Raw genomic sequence first — 19776 nt, forward strand, 5'->3', positions numbered from 1 at the left:
GTTTTTAGGATTGAAAGTTAACAGGTACCCACTCTGTTTACAAGCAATATTTGAGGGGAAGGCTCAGGGTCAGGTCCGACATTCGGACATTTTGGAACTTTCCCTCCGTTCGAAAGTTCCAAATTTTCGTCTTTTGTCCGAATGTCGGACCTGACCCCCGGCTGTTACGCTGTGCGCTGGCGGCGCCGCGCGGCGATGCTCAGCGACAGCGCCGAGACCAGGAAGTAGAACGCGCCGAAACCTGCGTAGCCGGCGACGGTGGCGATCGATGGCTCCGCCGGCAACTGGGCTTGGGAGATGAAGAACGCTCCGGCAAGCGCCGATTGCGCGCCGCTCAGTATCATCGCCCATTGCGCGCCGTGGCTTTTCCAGCGGCGCAGCGCGGTGCCGAGCTGCAGCAATCCTGACCCGATGGCCCAGGCGCCGAACACAACCAACACCCGGTGCATGTCCGGCAGGCTGACCGCGATCGCCAACGCGACGGCAAGGCTCACGAGGACGTTGATCAGCTGGGTACGGTTCCGCGCCAGCCCGCCGCTGCGTTTGCCGTCGATGAAATTGGCCAGCGCGTCCCATGCCGGATAGCCGATCAGCAGCAGCGCGCTGGCGGTAGCCGAGTTTTTGCCTATCGTTATCGCCGCGATGAGCCATAGCGCCGAAAAAGCCGCGCGGACATAGTAGTAGCGGTTGAGCCAGTTTTCCTGCGCCGCCGGGATGTTGATATTTACTTGCTGAGACATAATATTTTCCGTTTATGTGCTACCTACTAGTTGGTAGGTATTGAGGTTAAAAAAACCGATCCCTAAGCGCATCAGCGCTTAGCGGCTCGATGAAACTACGGTTGCGATAAATACCGCGCCAACTGGGCGCTGGCGATGGTGCCGAACATCGAGCCGTCGCCATAGGCGCGCGCCGACAGCATCGCGCCGTGAACCGTGGCCATGAAGATCTCCGCCTCGACCTGCGGCGTGTAGGCCGCCTGGATCGTTCCTCGCCGTATCGCCTCGGCGAGCACCGAGGCCAGCCAACCCGAGAGGAACCGGAAGTGGGCGCGCACTTCGATCGCCACCTCTTCCGGCAAAATTGGCAATTCGCCCGCCAGCAGGGCGCAGACGCAAAACGGCGCGCTCAGATCTTCGATGCATTTCGACCAGTGCTGGATGTACGCGCGCAGCTGCTCCACCGGATCGGCAATGGCTTGCTGGAGATGGCCCAGCCCTTCCTCCGTGGCTTGGCGGTGTTGCACCACGAGCGCCTTGACCAGATCCACCTTGTTCGGGAAATGGTGGTGGATGCTGGCCTTGCGTATACCGACCACCTCGGCGATATCGGCGTAGCTGAAGCCGTTATAGCCTCCGGCGATGATCAGTCCCCGTGCACAGGAGACGATTTCTTCGGCGGTATTGGATAATTTACTCATGCGTGAATGCTACCTTCTAGTAGGTAGGCTGGTCAAGAACTATTTGGATAGCGGTCCTGACCGGTGACACCGCTGTCGCCGGGCGACTAGTTCTCGCGCCTCGCTGGGAATTACGGCTGCCGTGTCGAAACGGGCGATGCGCCTTGCCGGTAGCCGTCGGTCAGGGTGTTGAGGAAGGCCACCAGGTCGGCGATGTCGCGTTCGCTCAGGGACGGCGCGCCGCCCGGGCGGCCGCCGAACGGCGCGTCCATGTTGACGTTGGCCTCCAGCCCGGCCGGCTGGTCGTCGAACTTGCGATCCTTGTACCACTTCATCGGCGTCGTATCGCGCGTGGCGTAGAAGCGCACCACGTCCTCCAGTCGGCTAAAGCTGCCATTGTGGAAGTAGGCCTTGCGTAGCGCGACGTTGCGTAGCGATGGCGTTTTGAAGCGGCCGCAATATTCCTTGTGGTCCTTGAGGTCGGTGCGGTCCGGGCCGCACAGGCCGAGGTCGTAGTGGCGCGGGTCGGCGTTGACCAGCAGCTTGCGGTTGCGCGGCACGCCGATGTTGATCAAGCCATAGTCGGTGAACTGCGGGAACACGCCGCCCGGCGAGATGCGGCTGATGTGGCAGGACGCGCAGTTGCCCTTGGTTTCGTCGTTGAACACCTGCAGCCCACGCAACTCCGGCGCCGACAGCGTGGCCTGCTTGCGCAGGAACGCGTCGTACTTGCTGCTGTAGGGATAGAAATCGGCCGGGCTTTCCTGGAACACCTCCAGCGCCATCAGCGCGCCCTGCAAGGCGGCGTTGGGCCGGGCGAAGATGTCTTCGCCGTACACCTCCTTGAACTTCGCCGCCAGCGGACTGGCCCGCAGCCGCGCCAGCACCGCCGCCTCGTCCTTGTTGCCCATCTCGCGCGCCGACAGAAGCGGCCCCAGCGCCTGCTCGTGCGCCGACCGCGCGCGGCCGTCCCAGTCGTGGCCGCCGGTGGGGCCGGCGTCGGTGCTGTCGTCGCCGTCGTCGTCATGGTAGTGCTCGCTGAAGGCGGGGGCGTTCTGGATGTAGCGCAGCGACGGCGTCGCGCGCGTGCCTTCGGTCTTGCCGTCGGCGCCGCCCAGCTGCGCCGCCAGATTGTTGTCGGGACCGTAGGCGTTGTCGGGACTGTGGCAGCTGGCGCAGGACAGCTTGCCCGACGCCGACAGGCTGGCGTCGTTGAACATGGCACGCCCGAGCTCGGTCAGCTCGGGTACCGTCGGCCGCCGTCCGGCCGGCGGCGCGTAGGCGGCTCGCGGCGCATCGGCAGAGGGTTGTGTCACTGCGGCGGGCGTGGCGGATGAGGGGGCCGTCGCGCGCTGGCAGGCACCCAGCAGCATGGTCAGTAAAAGTGCATAAATAATTTTCATGTGCTCAGACTACCAATATGACATGACCACTACATGACTGTTAGAAAACGATACAAAACGATACGTTTCCGGCCATTCCATTTCATCGTCCTGACATATTCGCCGCCTAGCATGAGCCGCTTTCATCCCACCCTCGAGGCAAGAACATGACATCCAAACTGAAAACCGCCCTGCGGCCGCTGCCATTGCTGCTGTTGGCGGCCGGCATCGGCGCCGGCCTGATCGCTTGCGGCAGTTCCTCCGACGGCGATGTGCCCACCCTGTCCGGCCAGGTGGTTGGCAGTTACTACGAAAACGCCTCGGTCTGCCTGGAAAGCACCAGCGCCAAGCTGACCTGCGACAGCAATTCTGGCAGCGTGCGCACCGGCGCCGACGGCAGCTTCAAGGTCACCGGCACCAACAGTGGCCAGCTGCTGGTCACCGTCGGTACCGACGCCATCCGCCACGACGCGCCGGGCGACGCCGGCACCAAGGTCACGCAGAAGCTGGTGTTCCGTGCGCCGAACGGCCACACCGGCATCATCGATGCCGTCAGCACCGAGCTGAGCGCGATCATGGACGCCAACGGCGGCGACTTCGCCAAGGCCAGCGCCCAGCTGGCGGCCCGCATCGGCGTGGCCGAAAGCAATCTGCTGGCCGACGTCAACAAGGTTTCCGGCGACGACCAGGCCAAGCTGAAAGCCGAGAACGACAACTTCACCGCCGTCATCGCCGCCGCCGGCACGCAGAGCGCCAGTGCCGACGTGGCCAACGCCATCAGCGCCGGCGCCGCGCTGGGCAACATCAAGAACATCGTCGTCATCTACGCGGAGAACCGGGGCTTCGACAATCTGTACGGCCTGTTCCCTGGCGCGAATGGCGTGCCCGGCGTCAACCCGAGCTCGACCGGCGGCTATGTGGCGCAGAAGGATGCCGACAACAGCACCCTGCCGGTGCTGCCGCCGACCTGGGGCGGCATGACCGCAGCCGGCCAGAGCCTGGTGATCACGCAGGCGCAGTCGGCCAACCTGCCGAACAAGCCATTCCAGATCGACGACGTCAACAGCCCGATCGCGATACCGCAGTCGGTCATCACGCGCGACCTGGTGCACCGCTACTACAACAACCAGATGCAGATCAACGGCGGCGCCAACGACAAGTTCGCCCTGTATTCGGATGCCGGCGGCCTGACCATGGGTTACTACGACGGCAGCAAGATGAAGATGTGGGACATCGCCAGGCAGTACGCGCTGGCCGACAACCTGTTCATCGGCGCCTTCGGCGGCTCGTTCCTGACCCACCAGTATTTGATCTGCGCTTGCGCGCCGCAATACCCGAACGCCGACAAGTCGGTGGCGGCAGGCTCGATCTCGAAGATCGACGTCGACGCCAAGGGCAACTTCGTGCGCCTGACACCGTCGGCCACCTCGCCCGGCAGCGTGCTGAACGGCGCGCAGACCTACGCCAACGACAGCACCTTGACGCCGGCCGACGCCAGCGGCATGTTCTACGCGGTCAACACCATGCAGCCGCCGTTCCAGCCGAGCAGCAACGCCCCGGCCGGCGCCGACGGCAGCCACCTGTACGCCGATCCGGCCAAGGCCAACACCTTGCCGCCGCAAACGCAGAAAAACATCGGCGACATGCTGACCAGTAAGAACATCGACTGGGCCTGGTACGCCGGCGCCTGGAACAGCACCACCGCCAACGCCACCTCGGCCACGCGCGGCAGCTTTGCCAACCCGCCCAACTTCCAGTTCCACCACCAGCCGTTCAACTACTTCGCCGAGATGGACCCGGTGGCGAACCCGGCCTACCGCGCGGCGCATTTGAAGGACTACGACACGCAGTTCGTGGCCGACGTCGCCGCCGGCACCTTGCCGCCGGTGGCGTTCTACAAGCCGCAGGGCAACCTTAACCAGCACCCCGGCTACGCCTCGGTGGCCGACGGCGACGCCCACATCGCCGACGTCATCGCCAAGCTGAAGCAGAGTCCGCAGTGGAAGAACATGCTGGTGATCGTCACCTATGACGAGAACGGCGGCTTCTACGACCACGCCGCGCCACCGAAGGGCGACCGTTGGGGCCCCGGCACGCGCGTGCCGGCGATCATCGTGTCGCCGTTCGTGAAGAAGGGTTCGGTCGATCATACGCAGTACGACTCGGCCTCGATCCTGCGCGCCATCACGCATCGTTTCAACCTGCCGGTGCTCGATGGCTTGACGGTGCGCGACCAGGCGCTGGCCGCCAACGGCGCCAAGCCGATGGGCGATTTCAGCGCGGCGCTGGCCCTGACGCCGCAGGAGTAGGCGACCGGCGCCGCACGGGAAACCGGTGCCACAAACAAAAATGGCCGGGATCGCACCCGGCCATTTTTTTCGTGTGGACGAAAGATCAGATTATTTGGCGGCCTTGAGCAGGCGCGCGACGTCCAGCGCGAAATAGGTCAGCACGGCGTCGGCGCCGGCGCGCTTGAACGCCAGCATCGATTCCATCATCACCTTGTCGTGGTCGAGCCAGCCGTTTTGCGCGGCCGCCTTGATCATCGCGTACTCGCCGCTGACCTGGTAGGCGAAGGTCGGCACCTTGAACTCGTCCTTGACGCGGCGCACGATGTCCAGATACGGCATGCCAGGCTTGACCATCACCATGTCGGCGCCCTCGGCCAGGTCCAGGCCCACTTCGCGCAGGGCCTCGTCGGAATTGGCCGGGTCCATCTGGTAGGTGTTCTTGTCGCCCTTGCCGAGATTGCCGGCCGAGCCGACCGCGTCGCGGAACGGGCCGTAGAAGGCCGACGCGTATTTGGCCGAATACGCCATGATGCGCGTGTGGATGTGTCCCTTTTCCTCCAGCGCCGCGCGGATCGCGCCGATGCGCCCGTCCATCATGTCCGACGGCGCCACCACGTCGACGCCGGCGTCCGCGTGGCACAGCGCTTGGCGGATCAGCATGTCGGTGGTGATGTCGTTGATGACGTAGCCGTTGTCGTCGATCAGGCCGTCCTGGCCGTGGCTGGTGTACGGGTCGAGCGCGATGTCGGTCAGGATGCCCAGTTGCGGGAACGCCTGCTTCAGCGCGCGCACGGCGCGCGGCACCAGGCCGTCCGGATTGGTCGCCTCGACGCCGTCCGGCGTCTTCTTCGACACGTCGACCACCGGGAACAGCGCCAGCACCGGCACGCCCAGGCTCACGCATTCCTCGGCCACCTTCAGCAACAGGTCGACCGAGACCCGCTCCACACCCGGCATCGACAGCACCGGCTCGCGCTGGTGCGTGCCTTCGAGGATGAACACCGGGTAGATCAGGTCCGAGGCCGTGACCGCGTTCTCGCGCATCAGCGCGCGGGAGAACGGGTCGCGGCGCATGCGGCGCATGCGGATGCCGGGGAATTGGGCGGAGGCGTGGGGTGTGTGCATCGTGAAAACCTTTACAGCGGAATAAAAGCGGCGGGATTAAAGCGCAGAATTATTTTTTGTCGTCTGGTTCGACGTCGTCTTCCATCTCGATCAGTTCGACCTGGGCCGCCGCTTCCTCGTCGGTGACGCCGGCCAGTTCCAGGATCTTGTCGTTGGCTTCGTCGATGCCGATGCGCTTAAGCGCGGAGAACAGTTGCACGGTGAAAGGAAAGCCTTCGCCGTCCTCGTCCACATAGCTGTCGAGCTTGGCTTTGGCCTGTCGCAGCACGTTGACCGATTCGTTGCGGTTCAACTTGTCAACCTTGGTCAGAATGCAATGGATCGGCTTGCCGGTCGGGGCGAACCATTCGAGCATCTGGATATCCAGGTCGGTGAATGGGCGGCGCGAGTCCATGATCAGGATCAGTGCGGCCAGTTGCTCGCGGCGCTGCACGTAGTCGCCCAGCAGGCGCTGCCAGTGCAGCTTGGCCGAACCGGACACTTCCGCGTAGCCGTAGCCGGGCAAGTCGACCAGCAGGCATTCGATTTCCTCGACGATGGTCGGGTCCTTGCGGTGCTGCGCGACGTGCGCGCCGCCGATGGAAAAGTAGTTGATGTGCTGGGTGCGGCCCGGGGTCTTGGACGCGAACGCCAGCCCTTTCTGGTTGCACAGGATGTTGATGGCGGTCGATTTGCCGGCGTTGGAGCGACCTGCAAAGGCGATTTCCGGCACCGTGGTATCGGGCAGATCACGCAATTGGTTGACGGTCGTAAAGAAGCGGGCTTGCCAGAGTTTGGACATGGGATGGGGAAAAATGCAACAAAAGGGAGCAAATATGCTGGAAAGCTATTGTACAATGAGTGGTTACGAAGTGTTGCCATGCATATTTCGTGCTAGCGTGGGCGACAGTTTCAAAAAAACTTTTTAGACTCGTCTCAGGGTGCTTGAATGAATCGTGTGTTTTCACCATTTGTAAAATCCTTGCTCATCGCTCTGCTGGCAGTCACCGCCTCCGCCTCCGCCGAAGAGAAAAAGCCTGCCACCGCCGCTCCGAAGATCGACGCGGCCAAAGGCGGCGCCCTGTACACCGATGGCGACAACGCGCGCGGCCTGCCGGCTTGCGTTTCCTGCCACGGCGCCAACGGCAATTCGACTATCGCCATCAATCCGAAACTGTCGTCCCAGCACGAGGGTTATATTTATAAGCAACTGGTGAACTTTACGACGCCGGAGCGGAATCAACCGGTGATGACGACCTACGCCAAGATGCTGACGGACGAGGAAAAGCACAACATCTCGGCCTGGCTGAGCACCCAGGCCACCAAGCCGGGGGCCGCGAAGAACAAGGATACGATAGAACTGGGCAAGAAGATCTACCGTGGCGGCATCGCCGACAAGAACGTGCCGGCCTGCGCCAGCTGTCACGGCGCCAGCGGCGGCGGCATCCCGGTGCAATATCCGCGCATCGCCGGCCAGCATCAGGATTACACGGTCGCGCAACTGGGCTTGTTCAAGTCCGGCGGCCGCAAGAACAGCGCGCAGATGAGCACGATCGCGCAGCGCATGTCGGACGAGGAAATGAAGGCCGTCGCCGATTACGTCGCTGGCTTGAAATAAAGTTGGCTTTGCCGCGCCGGTTGGCGCGGCGCCGCGAATAGACAAGGGCAGCAGCGCGAGCGGGCTGCCCTTTTTGTTGGTGCCGGGTGATACACTTGGTAGCTGCATCTTTTATTGAGACGTCCCACGCATGAGTAGCCCCAGCACCACCGGTATCGAACTGAAGACACGCCGCCCCATCGTCGGCGAGATCGTTGAACTGATTTCCTCCATGCGCTTCGCCATCGCGCTGCTGGCGATGATCGCCATCGCCGCCGTCATCGGCACGGTGATGAAGCAGAACGAGGCGACGCCGAACTACATCAACCAGTTCGGGCCGTTCTGGTACGAGGTGTTCGACAAGACCGGGCTGTATTCCGTGTATTCGGCGTGGTGGTTCCTGCTGCTGATGGGCATGCTGGTGACGTCGACCTCGCTGTGCATCGCACGCAACTCGCCGAAGATGATCAAGGACATGCGCAGCTGGCGCGAGAACGTGCGCGAGCAGTCGCTGCTGAACTTCCACCACAAGATGCAATGGCGCGCGCCGCTGGCCCGCGCGGCGCTGGCGCAACAAACCGCCGCCCGCCTGGCCGACGCCGGCTACAAGGTCAAGCTGGTCGAGAAGGACCACGGCATCTTGCTGGCGGCCAAGCAGGGCGCGGCCAACAAGTTCGGCTATATCTTCGCGCACTCGGCCATCGTCATCATTTGCGTCGGCGCGCTGTTCGATTCGGACATGCCGATCCGTTTCCAGGAATGGTTCCTCGGCAAGACGCCGTTCGGCGGCAGTGGCTTGATCTCGGCGGTGCCGCCGCAGCACCGCCTGAGCACGGCCAATCCCACCTTCCGTGGCAACACCCTGATTCCCGAGGGCGGATCGAGCGACAGCGCGCTGCTGCAGCGCGCTGACGGCGTGCTGATCCAGGAATTGCCGGTGACGATCAACCTGAAGAAATTCACCATCGACTTCTACAGCACCGGCATGCCCAAGCTGTTCGCCAGCGAGGTCGAGGTCAAGGACCATGCCAGCGGCGAGGTGGTCAAGGCGGTCATCGAGGTCAACAAACCGTTGTTATACAAGGGGCTGGCGATCTACCAGTCCAGCTTTGAGGATGGCGGCAGCAAACTGAAGCTGACCGGCTTCCCGATGACCGGCGCCGACACCACGCCGTTCGCCATCGCCGGCGAGGTCGGCGGCAACACCCCGCTGGGCAAGGAGTACACGGTCGAGTGGTCGGGCTTCCGCCCGTTCAACGTCGAGAACCTGGCCAGCCAGGACGCGCGCGCCGTCACGCAGGGCAAGAGCCTGCAGGAGCAGTTCGCGCAGGGACTCGACAAGCACACCGGCTCGGCCGGGCGCAACGCCAACAACAAGGATTTGAAGAACGTCGGCCCGAGCGTGCAGTACAAGCTGCGCGACAAGACCGGCCAGGCGCGCGAATTCCAGAACTACATGCAGCCGGTCACGGTCGATGGCGCCACCGTGTTCCTGGCCGGCGTGCGCTCGAATCCGTCGGACGCCTTCAGTTTCCTGCGCATTCCGGCCGACGACGCCCACAGCGTCAACGAGTGGATGCGCCTGCGCGCCGCGCTGACCGATCCGGCGCTGCGCGACGCCGCCGCCAAACGCTACGCCGAGCGCGCCGCGCCGAAGGGCCCGAACGCGGAAACCCTGCGCGAGCAGATCGAGGCGTCGGCGCAAAAAAGCCTGACCCTGTTCGCCGGCGACAGCAAGGCGGCCGGCTTCCTGGCCATTTCGCAATTCCTGGAGAAGGTGCCGGAAGCGGGCCGCGAGAAGACCGCCGAGGTGTTCATGAAGATCCTCAACGGCAGCCTGTGGGAGTTGTGGCAGGCCGCGCGCGCCAAGTCCGGTCTGCCGGAGGTGAGCGCCGACGAGAACCACGGCCGCTGGCTGCTGCTGGCCACCAACGCGCTGTCGGATGCCTTCTTCTACGGCGCGCCGGTGTACCTGCAGCTCGACGAGTTCGTCGAGGTCAAGGCGTCGGTGTTCCAGGTGACGCGCTCACCGGGCAAGAACGTGGTCTACCTTGGCTGCGCGCTGCTGGTGCTGGGCGTGTTCTCGATGTTCTACATCCGTGAGCGCCGGCTGTGGGTGTGGATCAAGGACGAGGGTGACGGCGCGGAGGCGCTGATGGCCATGAGCACGCAGCGCAAGACGCTCGATTTCGAGCGCGAATTTGAAACTTTGAAAGAAAAGCTGCCACAATCGGCATAATTGCAATTTGTGGAGCAAACCCAGCGGTACCGGAGAACACAATGGAACTCACTAAAACTCAGCAAACCTATATTCAGGCGCCAGGCTATTTCAAGCGATTGACGACGTTCGACTGGATCTTCGCGCTGGCGCTGCTGGCCGGCGCCGTGTTCGGCCTGAACCGCTACGGCCACTTCATGGACATCTATGAAAAGGCGATCCTGCTGCTGGCCGCGCCCACCTTCGCCGCGCTCGGCTGGCACTGGAAGCCGGTGCGCTGGATGATGCCGCTGGTGGCGCTGCTGTCGCTGTGGGCGATCTCGATGTACGACGGCCAGCTCGACATGGGCAGCACCAAGTTCTGGCTGCGCTACATGCTGTCGAGCCAGTCGGCGATCCTGTGGATGAGCGTGATGTTCTGCCTGTCGACCCTGTTCTACTGGATCGGCTTCGCCGGCCGCTCGGACTCGATCTCCAGCCTGGGCTCCAAGCTGAGCTGGGCCGCCGTCGTGCTCGGCTGGACCGGCATGATGGTGCGCTGGTACGAGTCCTACCTGATCGGCGCCGACGTCGGCCACATTCCGGTGTCGAACCTGTATGAAGTGTTCATCCTGTTCTCGCTGATCACGGCGATGTTCTACCTGTACTTCGAGCAGCGCTACGCGACCCGCCAGATGGGGCCGTTCGTGCTGCTGATCATCAGCGCCGCCATCGGCTTCCTGTTCTGGTACACCACCTCGCGCGACGCCGCCGAGATCCAGCCGCTGCTGCCTGCGCTGCAGAGCTGGTGGATGAAAATCCACGTGCCGGCCAACTTCATCGGCTACGGCAACTTCGCGCTGGCGGCGATGGTCGCGGCGGCCTATCTGCTGAAGACCTCGGGCTACCTGAAGGACCGCCTGCCGTCGGAGGAGGTGCTGGACGACGTCATGTACAAGGCCATCTCGGCCGGCTTCGCCTTCTTCACGATCGCCACCATTCTCGGCGCGCTGTGGGCGGCCGAGGCGTGGGGCGGCTACTGGTCGTGGGACCCGAAGGAGACCTGGGCGCTGATCGTCTGGCTCAACTACGCGGCCTGGCTGCACATGCGCCTGATGACGGGCCTGCGCGGCCGTCCGGCGGCGTGGTGGGCGCTGGTGGGCCTGCTGGTGACCACGTTCGCCTTCCTGGGCGTCAACATGTTCCTGTCCGGCCTGCACTCCTACGGCAAGCTCTAAAGCCGAGCGCGGCCGGCGCCCGGGCGTTCATCTAAACCACGTAGGGCGGATTAGCGCAGCGTAATCCGCCATGCATGCGCCGCCGGCGGCAAGCGCGAAGTCACCGTCTCGCGCTTGCTGTTTAAGCAACGAAATGTAATCGCAATGTAATCAGCGGGTAGCGACGATTGGTGTAATGTTCAGGCTATTGGTAACCGAGTCTGAATTTTGCATCTTTCTGGAGTCAACATGCTGATCAAGCGTAGCCCCAACGGCATCGACCTGCCGTTCTCATCGGAAATCACGCCGCGCGAACTGTACGAATCGCGCCGCAGCTTCATGAAGCAGATCGCCTTGGGCGCCGTGGGCAGCGCCACGCTGTTGGAAATGGCCAACCGCGAAGCATTCGCCCAGGGAGCCAATCCCAAACTGGCCGCCAAGCTGAACCCGGCGTACTCGGCGCTCGACAAGCAGACGCCGTACAAGGACGCCACCAGCTACAACAATTTCTACGAGTTCGGCACCGACAAGAGCGACCCGGCGCAAAACGCCGGCACCTTGAAGACGCGTCCGTGGACCGTCACCATCGAAGGCGAGGTCAAGAAACCGATGACGCTCGACATCGACGCGCTGCTGAAGCTGGCGCCGCTGGAAGAGCGCGTCTACCGCCTGCGCTGCGTGGAAGGCTGGTCGATGGTGATCCCGTGGATCGGCTACTCGTTCTCCGAAATCATCAAAAAGGTTGAGCCCACCGGCAACGCCAAGTACGTCGAATTCATCACCCTGGCCGACAAGAAGCAAATGCCCGGCGTCGGCAGCCGCGTACTCGACTGGCCGTACACGGAGGGCCTGCGCATCGACGAGGCCAACCACCCGCTGGCGCTGCTGACTCTGGGCATGTACGGCGAGAACCTGGCCAACCAGAACGGCGCCCCGGTGCGCATGGTGCTGCCATGGAAATACGGCTTCAAGTCGGGCAAGTCGATCGTCAAGATCCGCTTCGTCAAGGACCAGCCGCGCACGTCGTGGAATATCTCGGCGCCGCGCGAGTACGGTTTCTACTCCAACGTCAATCCGGAAGTCGACCACCCGCGCTGGTCGCAGGCGTCCGAGCGCCGCATCGGCGAGGACGGCTTCCTGGCGCGCAAGCGCAAGACCTTGATGTTCAACGGCTACAACGATGTCGCACCGCTGTACGCCGGCATGGATTTGAAGAAGTTCTTCTAGCCATGGCTTTTAATCCGACCGCGCGGCAGGCGAGCCTGATCAAGGCCGCCGTCTTCGTGCTGGCGCTGGTGCCCTTGCTGCGCATGGTCTACCTGACGGTGACAGGGCAGCTGGTCGAGCCGCTCGAATTCATCACGCGCGGCACCGGCGACTGGACCTTGTACTTCCTGTGCTTCACGCTGGCGGTGACGCCGCTGCGGCGGCTGACCAAGTGGAACTGGCTGGTCAAGCTGCGGCGCATGCTGGGGCTGTATATGTTCTTCTACGGCTTTTTGCACTTCATGACCTTCCTGTGGTTCGATCACTTCTTCGACTTCGCGGAGATGTGGAAGGACGTACTCAAGCGGCCATTCATCACGGTGGGCTTCATCGCCTTCGTGCTGCTGATACCGTTGGCGGTAACGAGCACCAACGCCATGGTCAAGCGCCTGGGCGGCAAGCGCTGGCAATGGCTGCACCGGCTGATCTACGTGATCGCGCCGCTGGCGATCCTGCACTTCTGGTGGATGAAGGCCGGCAAGCACAACTTCACCGAACCGATCATCTACGGCACCATCCTCGGCGCGCTGCTGCTGATGCGCGTCTACTGGGCGCGCGCCAAGGCCAAGGCGGTATGAACCGATGCCAACCGGTGGCGGCTTAATCGTAGGATCACGTAGGGCGGATTAGCGAAGCGTAATCCGCCAAGCTGCCGAGCCGCCGACGGCTTGCGCGTCCCCAACGAGGGTCGCCTTATGTCAGTGCCCGATACCTGAAATCACGCAGCACCACACTCCCGCCGCCCGCGCTGTAGATCCCCACCTTCAAGCTCAGGAATCCGCCAAACACATTGTGGTGGATGCCGGACACCTCCATGCGCAGCCCGTGCAACACCCACGTCTTGCCGTTGTCGTGCGAGTAGCGGAACGTGACGACATGATCGTCGTTGGTCATGCGCACCCGCACCGACGACGTCGCGCGGTTGGCGCGCATCCACGATTGTTCTTCCGCATACTCGAACGTCTTGACCAGCTCCGGCGTGAAGCCCAGCCCGACGAACGCCTTGTGGTTGTAGAACAGCAGCAGCCCGCCCTCGGCCTGGCCGTTCAGCTCCAAGGTCAATTCCACCTCGTAGTTGCGGTCGCCCACGGTGCAGGTGAGCGGCCGGCTGTCCGCCGGCGAGGCGCCCCGGCCGGCGATCCGCAAACCCTGCGCGGTGTATAGCGCCCGCTGCATCTCGTCCGGCGCCGGATCGTGGAAGGCCCACTGCACGCCGAAGCGGTTGCGTTTGAAATCATCGGACAGCGCCTGGCCGGCCGTCCCGGCCTTGCCGCCCTTCGGCTTGGCCAGCGGCTTGGACAGATCGCCGCCGAGCGCGCGGAACCAGCCGTCGTCGGTCCACTCCATCGGTTCGAGCAGGGTCTGGCGTCCCAAGGTGCGGTAGCCGTTTTCGTAGCCGTGGTACACCATCCACCAGTCGCCGGCCGGACCCTCGACCAGGGTCGCATGGCCGCGCGACCACCATGGCTCGGACGTGCCGAGGCTGCGCACCAGCGGGTTGTGCGGGCAATGCTCCCACGGCCCGTGGATCGAGGTCGAGCGCGCGGCGATGACCATGTGGCCGGTCACCGGTCCGGCCGTGCCGCCGACGGCCGTGACCAGATAGAACCACTTGCCGCGCCGGAGCAGCTTGGGGCCTTCCGGCGCGAAATTCTCCACCACCCAATCGTCCGGATAGCGCCAAGGCTTGTACGCTTGCTCGAGCGGTCCGTCGGTCGCCAGCCCGTCGTCGGTCAGGCGGATCTTGCGGATGCCGTTGACGAACAGGTAGCGCTTGCCGTCCTCGCCGACGATGTGTCCGGGGTCGATGCAACCGCTGATCTTCAGGTCCACCGGCTCGCTCCACGGGCCTTCGATGCGGTCGGCCCAGATGGCGTAGATCGACCAGGCGCTGCCATCGGGTGCGGCCGGGATGTAAATGAAATATTTGCCGTCGTGCTTGCACAGGTCCACCGCCCAGATCGTGCCCAGCGGCTTCGACAGCGAGGGGCCGACCGGGCGCCAGTTCACCAGGTCGGTCGAGTGCCAGATCACCAGCCCCGGGTACGAGTAGAACGACGAGTAGGTGAGATAGTAATCCTTGCCGTCCTTGAGGATGGTCGGATCGGGATGGTCGCCCGAGATGATCGGGTTGATATAGGTGCCGTCGCCCTGGTCGGCCTGGCGTTGGCCTTCGATGCCCCGGCGCCACTGGCGCGGCGCGGCGGTGACGGGCGAGGTGGCGCAGTCGGCCGCCGCCGTGACGCCGGGCGCGATGCCCAGGCCGGCGCCGGCCAGCAGGGTTTTGAACGCGTCTCTGCGCGATTGATTGGTCACGTGGTGTCTCCAGTGAAAATAAACAGGTGGGCGGGGGCCTTACGGCCCCGCCCGTGTAGAAATGGTGGACCTGACCCCGGAGTTTTACTTGCCGGCGGTTAGCTTGAGCAGGTAGACGTCGTTTTCGCGCAGCGGCAGCGAGAGGCTGGCGCGGCCGTCGGCGCCGACCCGCACCGTGCGGCGTTCGGACGCCTTGCCGGTGGCTTCGGACTTCAACGCGGCCACTTGCGGCCGGGTCAGCTGCTTGGGCGAGCCCATGTCGATGAAGGCGGTGTAGGCGTCGTTTTTCCGGTAGCCGACTTGCGCGATGCTCAGGTTGTAGACGCCTTGCTTCAAGCCCTGCAGTTTGACGTCGACCTTGCCCTTGGCTTTGGGCGGCAGGTCCTTGACGAAGTATTGCTGGTTGTTGGTGCCTTCCGGCAAGGTGTGCGTGTAGTCCCACAGCAGCACCTGAACCTCGCCCTTGGCGTTGACCGTCGCCAGCGAGTGGGCGTCTTTGTTCTTCAGCTCGGTGTCCGCCAGCTGGTTGAGGAACTGGTAGGCGAAGTAGGCCGGCTTTTTGATGCCTTGCGTGTTCATCAGGCCGAAACCGCCGTGGAAGGCTTCGAAGCGCGGACCCGGCTCCTCGAAGATGTCGGTGAAGACCCAGTACGACATCGATTGCGCGGCGTTGCCGACCTGCTTGAGCTTTTGCAGGATGTAGGCGGCCTGGTGGTAGCTGTCGTGCGTCGGATCGGCCGGCGTGTACGACGAGCTCCATTCGGTGTAGTGCAGCTCGAGCTTCGGCATGGCGGACGCGCCGATCTCCTTGCGGTTGCGCAGCACGTCGCCGCTGATCGCCGCTTCGTCCTTGATCAGCACGGTGCCCTTGGTGCCGTATTCGTCCAGGAAACCCTCGCCGACGCCGTAGGTGTGGGTGCTGACGAAGTCCAGCGGGACGTTGTTTTCCTTGCAGTAGGCGATCATCTCCGGGATCCAGGCCGCGCCGGCCGTTGCCGGACCGCCGACCTTGTAGCTCGGGTCGACGCTCTTGACGCCGCGCGCGGCGTGGGCGTACAGCTTGAAATACTCGGCTTGCGTGCCGGCCCAGAAGCCATCGAGGTTGGGCTCGTTCCAGACTTCGAAGTACCAGCTGGCCACTTCGGCCCGGCCGTAGCGCTCGGTCCAGTGCTTGGTCAGCGCCTGGACCAGTTTTTCCCAGCGCTCGTAGCTGCGCGGCGGCGTGACGTTGCCCTTCCACCAGAAGATGGTTTTGTCGCCGCTGGCCATGGCCGACGGCATGAAGCCGAGCTCGACAAACGGTTTGACATCGATGCTGATCAGATAATCGAACAGCGCGTCGATATATTGGAAGTTATATTCGTCATTGCCTTTGGCGTCGGTTTTATAGACGCCCATGTCGTCGGTCAATAAACCGTGCATGCGGATATATTTAAAACCGGCGTCACGTTTTATTTCGGCCAATTGCTGTTGCCAATCCGCCCGCAGCCCCTCGTTGGCGCGGCCTGCGCCGATCGCGAAATTGAAGGTTTTATTGAGTTTTCCCTGAACCTGTTTGGCATTCAGATCGATGACGCGATCTTGTGCGTTTCCGTAAAATGGAAACGCCAGGGCCGCGCTGAGCAGCATCGTTGCGAGTGGATTGAAACGCATTCGTTTGGGCTTTCGAAAGGTGGACGAACACCGCGCGTCGGCAACGCGCGGCATGACCCCCCAGCGTAACGCCGGCGGGCGCGCTGCGCCAGCGTCTCCACGCGAAATTGCGAGGGAAATGCAGATTTTGCTACGAATTTTTGAGTTGGTGTTAGCGCTATCCGCACTGGCCGGCTAGTCCGCTGGCGGGCGCTCGCACACCGTTCGGAAGGCTTTCGGCGTGCATCCGTACTCTTCTTTGAACAGCTTGTTGAAATATGAAACGTTGCGATAGCCGACCGAATAGGCGATTTCCGCGACCGCCGCCGTTTCTTTTTCCGCCAGCAGGCGGGCCGCCTCGGTCAGGCGCAGTTTATTTAAATATCCGCTGAAGGTGTGGCCGAATTCGGATTTGAGAATATCGTTGATCTTATTGCGATTAACACCGGTCTCGGCGACGATTTGTTCCAGGTCGAGTTCGGCGTTGGCATAGCCGTTGGCGATATAACGCAGAATGGCCGCCTTTTCCTTATCGCGGTGCGGTTCGATCGACAATTGCTGATACGCGACCAGCGGCAAATCCTTGCGCAGCTTTTCCTTGACGTCGGCGATCAGCGCGCGCGTGTGCCGGCGGAACGTCCACAGGCCGAAGCCGCTCCAGCACACGGCCAGCATGATGGCCAGCGCCGCCAGGTAGCGGTAGTCGCGGCCGGTGAGCACCAGGCTGTCGATCTCGACCCGGGACTCGACGTTCTTCGGGCTTTGGAAGGTGCTGCCGATGGAGATTTTGGGCACCTGGTCGAGCTTGTACGCCTGGTGCGACAGGTCGAGCTTGAACATGTCGAACCACCATTGCGGTGTTTCCAGCCGCGTCAGATCCAGTTCGACGGTCGAACCGTTCGGGCCGCACGAGAAAAACGCCGACGGCGCGCGGTAGGTCAGCCAGTCGCCGCGCCGGGAGACTTTTTTCTCCAGGGTCGAGGCCGTCAGGCTCAAGGTGTTGGCCGGTGTGCACCGGGCCGACAGCGCCACCGATGTGTAACGGGATAAATCCACGTGCGCCGGCGTGCCGTCGCGGTTGGAGAAAAACAGGCCGACGGCGGCGAAGGGGTAGCGCGCGTCCGACGACAGCTTGAAGTTGAAGCCCAGCCGCCGGCTGTCGCCGTCGATGCGGGCCAGCGATTGCGGCAGGTCGGAGTCGGGTTTGACGCGCCAGGGTAGGGCGCTGTCGCGCTGCGGCAGCAGCGGCGCGCGCAGATAGCTCAGGCTCAGACCGACGTAGCCGGCCAGCACGCTCGCCGCGAGGAGCACGAGGAAGCCGTACAGCGTCTTTTTATAGAATTCCTGCATCGATGGCCGGACACGGATTATCAGCGGATTGATAGGCAAGAAGCCGCCGGCCTCGCGGCGGGCGGCTTCCGTGGGAGCACTTCAGCTTACTTGATCAGCGATTCGAGCGCGAACAGGTCGGCCGGTTGTTCGCGCCGGCGCACCTCGTGGCAGACGGTGCCGTCGACGATGATCTCGGCGGCGCGCCCGCGCGTGTTGTAGTTCGACGCCATCGTCATGCCGTAGGCGCCGGCCGTGTGCATCACCAGCAGGTCGCCGGCGGCCACCGCCAGTTGGCGGTCGCGCGCCAGCCAGTCGCCGGACTCGCAGATCGGGCCGACCACGTCATAGGTCAGCGCATCGGCGTTGCCGATCGCCACCGGCTGCATGTCCATCCAGGCCTGGTACAGCGCCGGACGGGCCATGTCGTTCATGGCGGCGTCGACCACGCAGAAGTTCTTCTCTTCGCCGTGCTTGAGGAATTCGACCCGGGTCAGCAGCACGCCGGTGTCGCCGACGATGGAGCGGCCCGGCTCGAAGATCACCTTGATGGCCTTGCCGTCGTGGCGCGCCGCGCGCCAGGCGTCGATCTTGGCGAACAGGCGGCCCAGGTAGTCGCCCACCCGCACCGGCGCGGCCTCGCCCGCCTCGCGGTAGTCGATGCCGATGCCGCCGCCGATGTCGACGTGGTGCAGCACGATGCCCTCGTCGCCCAGTTTATCGATCAGCTCGATCAAGCGGTCGAGCGCCTCCAGCAGCGGCGCGTCGTCCAGCAGCTGCGAGCCGATGTGGCAGTCGATGCCGGCCACTTCCAGGTGCGGCAAGGTGGCGGCGGTGCGGTAGGTGGCCAGCGCGTCGTCGAAGGCGACGCCGAACTTGCTCGCCTTGAGGCCGGTGGCGATGTACGGGTGGGTCTTGGGGTCGACGTTGGGGTTCACGCGCAGCGACACGCGCGCGGTCTTGCCCATGGCGCCGGCCACCTCGTTGAGGCGGTGCAGCTCGGGGATCGACTCGACGTTGAAGCACAGGATGTCGTGCGACAGCGCCAGGCGCATCTCGTCGGCGCTCTTGCCCACGCCGGAGAAGATCACCTTGCGCGGGTCGCCGCCGGCGGCCAGCACGCGCAGCAGCTCGCCGCCGGAGACGATGTCGAAGCCGGCGCCCTGGCGTGCCAGCAGGTCCAGGATGGCCAGGTTGGAATTGGCCTTCATGGCGTAGCAGACCAGCGCGTCGCGCCCGGCGCAGGCGTCGGCATAGGAGGCGAAGTTGGCCAGCAGCGCCGCCTTCGAGTACACATAGGTCGGCGTGCCGAACTGTTCGGCGATGGCGCTCAGCGCGACGCCTTCGGCGTGCAGCACGCCGTCTTGATACGAAAATTGCGACATAGGAATTATTGTTGGGGTGCTGGGAGAGTGGACGGAACCGGGGACGGCGTCACGGGAACCGGTGTGGCGGGCGCGCCGGGCAACGTGTCGGATGGCGCGACCGGCGTGACAGTGGCCGGGGTGCCGGCGGGCGTTACCTTGGCCGCGCCGCTCTTGGCTGGCTTGGCGGTCGGTTTGGGCAGGTACAGCGGGCCGGTTTGGCCGCAGCCGCTCAATAACACGGTTAGCGCCAGGGTAATGGTGCCGATAAACAAACGAAAAGAGGACTTCACGATAAAATCATGGATTGACTATAGATTATTGGAGTGTAGCATGGGCGAATCAGAATTCCTGGCGCAGGCCGAAGCCACCCTCGACGCGATCGAGGCGGCCTTGGACCAATTGAACGACGACGACATGGTCGACGTCGAATGCAGCCGCAGTGGCAATGTGCTGGAAATCGAGTTCATCGACAACGGTTCCAAGGTCATCGTCAACAGCCAGGCGGCGATGCAGGAGTTGTGGGTGGCGGCCCGCTCGGGCGGTTTCCACTACCGCCAGAAGGATGGCAAGTGGCTCAACACCCGCGACGGCTCCGAGCTGTTCGCGGCGCTGTCGGAGATCGTCACCGCCCAGGGCGGCGCCCCGGTGGTGGTGGCACCGAAGGCGTAAGCGCCCGCCG

General features: G+C 63.6%; 17 protein-coding genes. 7 read left to right on the top strand and 10 right to left on the bottom strand.

The genetic code is table 11. The features are described from left to right. Positions 1–164: 164 nt before the first annotated feature. The 3 genes from AC07P1_RS30150 to AC07P1_RS30160 all read right to left on the bottom strand — a co-directional run bounded on the left by AC07P1_RS30150 (position 165) and on the right by AC07P1_RS30160 (position 2802). Positions 165–740, bottom strand: a complete 576-nt coding sequence (locus tag AC07P1_RS30150; RefSeq protein WP_494699290.1) for a DUF308 domain-containing protein — start codon at positions 738–740, stop codon at positions 165–167. 95 nt (positions 741–835) lie between these two features. Then, a complete protein-coding gene (locus AC07P1_RS30155) occupies positions 836–1420 on the bottom strand; it encodes a TetR/AcrR family transcriptional regulator (protein ID WP_494699291.1) in 585 nt (194 codons plus the stop codon). A gap of 110 nt (positions 1421–1530) precedes the next feature. Beyond that, a complete protein-coding gene (locus AC07P1_RS30160; RefSeq protein WP_494699292.1) occupies positions 1531–2802 on the bottom strand; it encodes a cytochrome-c peroxidase in 1272 nt (423 codons plus the stop codon). A 146-nt stretch (positions 2803–2948) separates the two neighbouring features. Between AC07P1_RS30160 and acpA the strand changes: the two genes are divergently transcribed. Then, positions 2949–5090, top strand: a complete 2142-nt coding sequence (acpA, locus tag AC07P1_RS30165) for an acid phosphatase (RefSeq protein ID WP_494699293.1) — start codon at positions 2949–2951, stop codon at positions 5088–5090. A gap of 90 nt (positions 5091–5180) precedes the next feature. Here the strand turns inward: acpA and hemB are convergent, their stop codons facing one another. After that, positions 5181–6197, bottom strand: a complete 1017-nt coding sequence (gene hemB / locus AC07P1_RS30170) for a porphobilinogen synthase (RefSeq protein WP_494699294.1) — start codon at positions 6195–6197, stop codon at positions 5181–5183. A gap of 49 nt (positions 6198–6246) precedes the next feature. Continuing rightward, positions 6247–6978, bottom strand: a complete 732-nt coding sequence (yihA, locus tag AC07P1_RS30175) for a ribosome biogenesis GTP-binding protein YihA/YsxC (RefSeq protein WP_494699295.1) — start codon at positions 6976–6978, stop codon at positions 6247–6249. Positions 6979–7125: 147 nt separating this feature from the next. Between yihA and AC07P1_RS30180 the strand changes: the two genes are divergently transcribed. The 5 genes from AC07P1_RS30180 to msrQ all read left to right on the top strand — a co-directional run bounded on the left by AC07P1_RS30180 (position 7126) and on the right by msrQ (position 13031). After that, the gene (locus AC07P1_RS30180) at positions 7126–7794 is read left to right on the top strand and encodes a c-type cytochrome (RefSeq protein WP_315219160.1); all 669 of its coding nucleotides are present in this window, start codon (positions 7126–7128) and stop codon (positions 7792–7794) included. 130 nt (positions 7795–7924) lie between these two features. After that, positions 7925–10012 (top strand): cytochrome c biogenesis protein ResB, encoded by a 2088-nt coding sequence (locus AC07P1_RS30185; protein ID WP_494699296.1) that lies wholly within the window; start codon positions 7925–7927, stop codon positions 10010–10012. A 41-nt stretch (positions 10013–10053) separates the two neighbouring features. Beyond that, the gene (gene ccsB, locus AC07P1_RS30190; RefSeq protein ID WP_494699297.1) at positions 10054–11208 is read left to right on the top strand and encodes a c-type cytochrome biogenesis protein CcsB; all 1155 of its coding nucleotides are present in this window, start codon (positions 10054–10056) and stop codon (positions 11206–11208) included. 228 nt (positions 11209–11436) lie between these two features. Further along, on the top strand, positions 11437–12414 hold the full coding sequence (gene msrP, locus AC07P1_RS30195; protein ID WP_494699298.1) for a protein-methionine-sulfoxide reductase catalytic subunit MsrP: 978 nt from the start codon (positions 11437–11439) through the stop codon (positions 12412–12414). Positions 12415–12416: 2 nt separating this feature from the next. Continuing rightward, the gene (gene msrQ / locus AC07P1_RS30200) at positions 12417–13031 is read left to right on the top strand and encodes a protein-methionine-sulfoxide reductase heme-binding subunit MsrQ (RefSeq protein ID WP_494699299.1); all 615 of its coding nucleotides are present in this window, start codon (positions 12417–12419) and stop codon (positions 13029–13031) included. Positions 13032–13146: 115 nt separating this feature from the next. On the opposite strand, the gene AC07P1_RS30205 is transcribed toward msrQ, so the two are convergent. The 5 genes from AC07P1_RS30205 to lptM all read right to left on the bottom strand — a co-directional run bounded on the left by AC07P1_RS30205 (position 13147) and on the right by lptM (position 19387). Further along, positions 13147–14769, bottom strand: a complete 1623-nt coding sequence (locus AC07P1_RS30205) for a family 43 glycosylhydrolase (RefSeq protein WP_494699300.1) — start codon at positions 14767–14769, stop codon at positions 13147–13149. Positions 14770–14853: 84 nt separating this feature from the next. Then, entirely contained in the window at positions 14854–16476 is a 1623-nt protein-coding gene (locus AC07P1_RS30210; protein WP_494699301.1) for a GH39 family glycosyl hydrolase, read from the bottom strand. A gap of 120 nt (positions 16477–16596) precedes the next feature. After that, complete coding sequence (locus AC07P1_RS30215) at positions 16597–17751, bottom strand: AraC family transcriptional regulator (protein WP_494699302.1); 1155 nt, start codon at positions 17749–17751, stop codon at positions 16597–16599. 86 nt (positions 17752–17837) lie between these two features. Continuing rightward, positions 17838–19115 (bottom strand): diaminopimelate decarboxylase, encoded by a 1278-nt coding sequence (gene lysA, locus AC07P1_RS30220; protein ID WP_494699303.1) that lies wholly within the window; start codon positions 19113–19115, stop codon positions 17838–17840. A gap of 5 nt (positions 19116–19120) precedes the next feature. Beyond that, positions 19121–19387 (bottom strand): LPS translocon maturation chaperone LptM, encoded by a 267-nt coding sequence (lptM, locus tag AC07P1_RS30225; protein ID WP_494699304.1) that lies wholly within the window; start codon positions 19385–19387, stop codon positions 19121–19123. Positions 19388–19427: 40 nt separating this feature from the next. Here lptM and cyaY point away from each other — a divergent pair, with 40 nt between their 5' ends. Beyond that, entirely contained in the window at positions 19428–19766 is a 339-nt protein-coding gene (gene cyaY / locus AC07P1_RS30230; protein WP_315219170.1) for an iron donor protein CyaY, read from the top strand. Positions 19767–19776 lie beyond the last annotated feature (10 nt).

It is taken from the genome of Duganella sp. GW821-FHT07F09 (assembly GCF_059418705.1).